Below are 5,625 nucleotides of genomic sequence, written 5' to 3'. Positions count from 1 at the left end.
GTACTTCCCGTGGCCGCTCTCCGGTCGCGCGCCCGCTCGTTGTCGCTCTTTCCGCCCTGCTGCCGCTGGTAGCAGCCGCCCAGGAAACCCCCGCCGCCAAGGATCCGGTCGCCCTCGATGCGCTGCAGGTGACTGCACAGCGTCGTGTCGAGAACGCCAAGGACGTGCCGGTTGCGATCAGCGCGATCCAGGGCGAAAAGCTCGACGTGCTCGGTTCGGCGGGCGATGACATCCGCTTCCTTGCTGCGCGCGTGCCGAGCCTCAACATCGAGTCGTCCTACGGCCGTGCCTTCCCGCGCTTCTACATCCGCGGCCTGGGCAATACCGATTTCGACCTCAATGCATCGCAGCCGGTCTCGCTGGTGTACGACGATGTGGTGCAGGAAAGCCCGCTGCTGAAGGGCTTCCCGCTGTTCGACCTGGCCGGCGTGGAAGTGCTGCGCGGCCCGCAGGGCACCCTGTTCGGGCGCAACACCCCGGCTGGCGTGGTCAAGTTCGATTCGGCGCGGCCGTCGCAGGATGCCGATGGCTACGTGCGCGTGGGCTATGGCAGCTACAACAGCTGGAACGTGCAGGGCGCCTACGGCGGCCCGCTGACCGACCGCTGGTCCGCACGCGTGTCGGCCATCTACCAGCGTCGTGACGACTGGGTCGACAACACCCGTGCCGGTGCGCCCAACAGTGGTTTTGAAGGCTATGACGAAGCAGCCGGCCGCGTGCAGTTCCTGTACGAAGGCGATGACTTCGAAGCGCTGTTCAACCTGCACAAGCGCAAGCTCAACGGCACCGCGCGCCTGTTCCGCGCCAACATCATCGAGAAGGGCGGCAACGCGCTGGTCGAGAACTTCGACCGCGACAAGGTCGCCAACGACGGCGTCAATTTCTCCGACCTGGAAACCTGGGGCGGCAGCGCGCGCCTGCAGTGGAACCTCGGTTCGGTGACCCTGCATTCGATCACCGGCTATGAGACCGCCGAATCGCTCAACCGCGGCGACATCGACGGTGGCTACGGCGCCGCGTTCCTCGGCGCGGGCAACTCCGGCCCGGGCCTGATTCCGTTCTCGTCCGAGTCGGCCGACGGCCTGCCGCACCACCGCCAGTGGACCCAGGAATTCCGCGTGGAATCCAACGAATGGGGCCGCTTCGACTGGCAGGCCGGCGTCTTCTACTTCGATGAAGACGTCACCATCAACAACTTCAACTACGACTCGCTGACCCCGGGCAACCCGCAGACCGGCCACGTCGTGCAGCAGCAGCGCAACAAGGCATGGGCGGTGTTCGCTTCGGGCGACTTCGATGTCACCGACCGCTTCAAGTTGCGTGCCGGCGTGCGCTATACGCAGGACAAGAAGGACTTCAGTGCCAGCGTGCTGCAGGCCGTGCCGTTCGGCACCCCGGTCAGCGGTCCGTACCTGGCCAACACCGACGTCAACGACGTCAGCTGGGATGTCAGCGGCGTGTACAAGCTGACCGACAACGTCAATGCCTATGCACGCGTGGCCAAGGGCTTCCGCGCACCGTCGATCCAGGGTCGCCTGGCGTTCGCACCGGGCCTGTCGCAGGCCGATTCGGAGAAGGTGATTTCGTACGAAGCCGGCATCAAGGCCGACCTGTTCGAACGTCGTGCGCGCCTGGGCTTCAGCGTGTTCCGCTATGACGTGGACGGCCAGCAGCTGATCGCCGTCGGTGGCACCAACAACACCGCCACCCTGCTCAACGCCGACAAGACCATCGGCCAGGGCGTGGAGCTGGACCTGGAAGCCTACCTGGCCGACAACGTGCTGCTGACCTTCGGCAGCAGCTACAACGACACCGAGATCAAGGACAAGAACCTGGCGGTGGCGGTCTGTGGCGGCGGTTGCACCATCACCGACCCGACCACGGTCATCAATGGCGGCACCTATGCGCTGGTCAACGGCAATCCGCTGCCGCAGGCACCGAAGTGGATCCACAACGCGACCCTGCGCGTGGGCTTCCCGCTCAGCGATGGCAGCGAGCTGTATGCCTACACCGACTGGGCCTACCGCAGCGCGGTGAACTTCTTCATCTACGAGTCGCCGGAATTCCGCGGCCGCAGTTCGCTGGAAGGTGGCCTGCGCCTGGGTTACAACTGGGATTACGGCCAGTACGACGTGGCCGTGTTCGGCCGCAACCTGACCAACCAGACCCGCGTGGTCGGCGCGATCGACTTCAACAACCTGACCGGCTTCCTCAACGAGCCGCGTACCTGGGGCGTGGAGTTCACCGCGAAGTTCTGATGCGGCTGCAGCAGTAATGAAATGACGAAGGGCCGGCGCAATGCCGGCCCTTCTGTTTTTCGCGTCCGCCGGGCATGGCCCGGCGCTACCCATGCGTCGCGCCCGGTAGCGCCGGGCCATGCCCGGCGAGCGCAGCGGCGGTGGATTACAAGGCGCTCTGCGGGCGCACCTTCAGCACGGCGTTCTCGGTGGCGCAGTCGCGGCTGGAATGCAGGCCGGCCTTGCGCGCAGCAGCGATCTCCCTGCGCGCGGCAAGCAGGTCGCTGTTGAACGCCGCGTTGTCATGCAGGCGGGCCACGGCGGCGGCGCCCATGAAGCGGCCTTCGAGGATGTCGCTCTGCCAGTGCACGTTGCACACCAGGCGGCTCTCGCCGTAGTTGCGGCCGCGCGCCTGGATGGCATCGGCGCGGTCGGGTGCGATCTCCGACAGGATCAATGCCCATGCCCAGCCGATCGAGGTGTGGCCGGACGGATAGGAGCCGTTGCTGCGCAGCCCCTCCTCATCCTTCGGCGAGCAGGTCGGCTCACCGTTGACCATGAACGGACGCGGGCGCTGGTACATGTTCTTGGCAGCCTTGGTGGCAGCACTGGCGTCGATGCGGCTGCGCTCCAGCAGGCGGTACAGGGCCGGGGTCTTCACTGCATCGACGTCGATGTCGGCGGCACAGGAAAAATGGTTGGCACCTTCCGGAAAGCCGAGTTCGGCATCGACGCCGGCCTGGGCGAAACGCGGGCTGCCGCGCAGCGCACGTGCTTCACGGCTGACCTGCTCGTCCAGCGCAAAGGCCGCCGAGCCGGCGGCCGGTGGTGCCGGCACCAGATCGATGCTGGCCGGCACTGCGGTCTTGTCCAGGTAGCCCACGGCCTTGGTGGTGAYGTTGGCTTCGACGGCGGTCGGYTTGCTGGTGGTGGTGGCGGCACAGCCGGCCAGCGACAACGCGATGGCCAGGCCCAGCAGCGGYCGGGCAGGGGGGAGGATCGACGACATGGGCAGACTCGGGCAGGGAACTCGCCGGCCATGATCGCAGCCTCGATTGCCGGCCGCAGCGTCCATCGGTCATACGGCCAGACCCGGCATGGTCCCGCTGCACTGGATGAAAACGGTAATCAATTGTCGGCAATCTGCTGAATCCGGGCGCAGCGCACGGACTTTCACGCGCTGCCGCCACGAGCATCAGGTCACAGCCGGGCCGGGGGGATCCGCTGAAAGGGAGAGACGCGATGCGCAGCACCGCAACAGGAAGTACCGTTCTGGCCCTGCTCCTTGGGGTGTCGACCGTACCGGCGCAGGCCGCCGATGTGTACGGCGTCGCCTTCGTACACGGCACCGGCGCGCAGACCAATGCCACGCAGGACTACTGGCAGCCGGCGATCATCGACACCGTCCGCCAGGGCCTGCCGAACAGCAGCAACTACGTGGTCATCAACTGCGACTTCACCCAGTACATGTGGAAGCCGGAAGCGGCCGGCTGCCTGGCCAACCAGCTTACCGGCTTCATCGACAGCCGGGGCATCACCCAGCTGGTGGTGATCACCCATTCCAACGGCGGCAACGTGATGCGCTGGATCCTGTCCAATCCCACCTACGACAGCCGCTACCCGAAGATCATCAACCGGCTGCGCAAGGTCACTGCGCTGGCGCCCTCCTCGGCAGGTACGCCGCTGGCCGACGCCGTGCTCAACGGCAACACCTTCGAGACCTCGCTGGGCTGGCTGCTGGGCTACAAGAACGATGCCGTGCGCATGCAGCAGGTGGGGCACATGGCCACCTACAACGCGCAGAACCTGTACGGCACCGCCGGCCGTCCGGCCCTGCCCAAGCCGTTCCGCGCAGTGGTCGGCAGCGATGTGGAATCGGCAGTGTGGGACAGCAACAGCTACTGCGGCGGCTACTCCGCCAATGTCGGCCTGGAGTTCACCCAGAACTGGCTGTCGTCGTGCTCGGACGGTTTCCTGGAGTGCAGCAGCCAGAAGGCGGCCGGCACCCTGTGGTTCACCGACAAGGCGCGCACCCAGGGCGCCGAGCCGCTCAGCCACAACCAGAGCCGCCGTGAGTGCTTCGGCCTCGGCGGCATCCTGCGCAACGACCTGACCCAGTGAGGGAGATGACCATGACGATCCATTCCACCCTGCTGGCTGCCGCCGTGCTGGCGGTCCTTTCCACTGCATCGGCGCAGGCCGCGCAGCCGCTGCGTGTTGCCGCTGGCGACCAGATTCCCGCCGGCCTGGTTGCCGCGCCGCTGCCTGCCGATGAAAGCGAGCACTCGCCGCTGGCCTTCGCCTGGGCGCTGGACCCGGCACAGCCACTGCAGGCCCCCGGTCCCCAGGCCGCCATCAGCCGCAGCTACTGGCAGCAGGTCGACGCTGCCGAACTGCAGCGCGGCCTGGAACTGCCACTGAGCGCACCGGATGCGGTGATCCAGCTCAGCCCGGCGCCGGGCGCCCGCGCGCTGCCGGCAAGCTCGCTGCAGGTACGTGATCCGGCGGGGCGCAGCAGCGTCGCGCGCAGTGTCGACGCACGCCAGCTGCAGGATGCGGGCATGCCGGTCGGTGATGGCAGCAGCATGCTGCGCACCGGCACCACCAGCGCGGCCGGCGCTTACCGCCTGCAGAGTGCGCAGGCGCAGGGCCGCTATGTGGTGCAGGTGCTGGAGCCCAACAGCCCGCTGCGGTTGGAAGTGCAGGCCAGCCAGACGCAGGTGCTGGCCGGAGGCAACGTGCAGCTGCAGGCGCGTCTGCTGGAAGACGGTGCCAGCGCGTCGGCGTTGCGCACACGGCGTGACAGCCTCGGCGGCGAAGCGCTGCTGGTCGCACCCGATGGCCGCAGCTGGCCGCAGCGGTTGCTGCGCACCACCGATGGCAGCCTGCGTGCACAGGTAAGGATTCCGGCCGAGGCCAGCAACGCACAGGGCCTGTGGGAACTGCAGGTGTTCGCCAGGCCGACGGCGTGCTGCGCGATGGCAAGGTCGCCTTCGCCGTGGCGCGGCCAACCGCACGCTTCACCGGCCAGGCCGCCCCCGACCCGGCCAGCCGCCAGGTCAGTCTGCCGTTGCAGGTGGCCGCCGCCGGCCGCTACGAGGCGCGCGGCACCCTGTATGCCACCGCAGCCAACGGCCAGTTGCAGCCGGTGGCGCAGGCGCATGCCGCAGCGTGGTTCGATGGCCCGGGCCGCGGCGCGCTGGTACTGCCCTTCGACCAGGCCGCGTTGCCTGCCGGCTTCGGTGCGCCCTATGAACTGCGCGACCTGCAGCTGCAGGACCAGAGCCGGATGGCACCGATCGAGTCGCGCGCGCTGGCGTTGCGGTTCTGAAGCAGGGCGTGGCGGGCCGGACGTCCGGCCCGCCACAGACGCGGTGTCACCCCGCGT

Annotated in this window: 3 protein-coding genes and 1 pseudogene; 3 read left to right on the top strand and 1 reads right to left on the bottom strand. The window is 67.8% G+C overall.

The features are described 5' to 3' along the window. Positions 1–2,258: TonB-dependent receptor (locus AC1VAN_RS09195; RefSeq protein WP_480985679.1), on the top strand; the 2,258-nt coding region annotated here is incomplete at its 5' end. Between the two features lie 145 nt (positions 2,259–2,403). Here AC1VAN_RS09195 and AC1VAN_RS09190 read toward each other — a convergent pair. Further along, the gene (locus tag AC1VAN_RS09190) at positions 2,404–3,246 is read right to left on the bottom strand and encodes an acid phosphatase (protein ID WP_480985678.1); all 843 of its coding nucleotides are present in this window, start codon (positions 3,244–3,246) and stop codon (positions 2,404–2,406) included. Between the two features lie 233 nt (positions 3,247–3,479). Between AC1VAN_RS09190 and AC1VAN_RS09185 the strand changes: the two genes are divergently transcribed. Together AC1VAN_RS09185 and AC1VAN_RS09180 are read left to right on the top strand one after the other, a co-directional pair. Beyond that, entirely contained in the window at positions 3,480–4,358 is an 879-nt protein-coding gene (locus AC1VAN_RS09185) for a hypothetical protein (protein WP_025875463.1), read from the top strand. A gap of 11 nt (positions 4,359–4,369) precedes the next feature. Next, a pseudogene (locus AC1VAN_RS09180) lies at positions 4,370–5,568 on the top strand (DUF4785 domain-containing protein). Positions 5,569–5,625: the final 57 nt, after the last annotated feature.

It is taken from the genome of Stenotrophomonas sp. 05L44_2, assembly GCF_056665995.1.
Note: the sequence above shows the minus strand (reverse complement) of the source record. Positions and strands in the feature narration are given on the sequence as shown.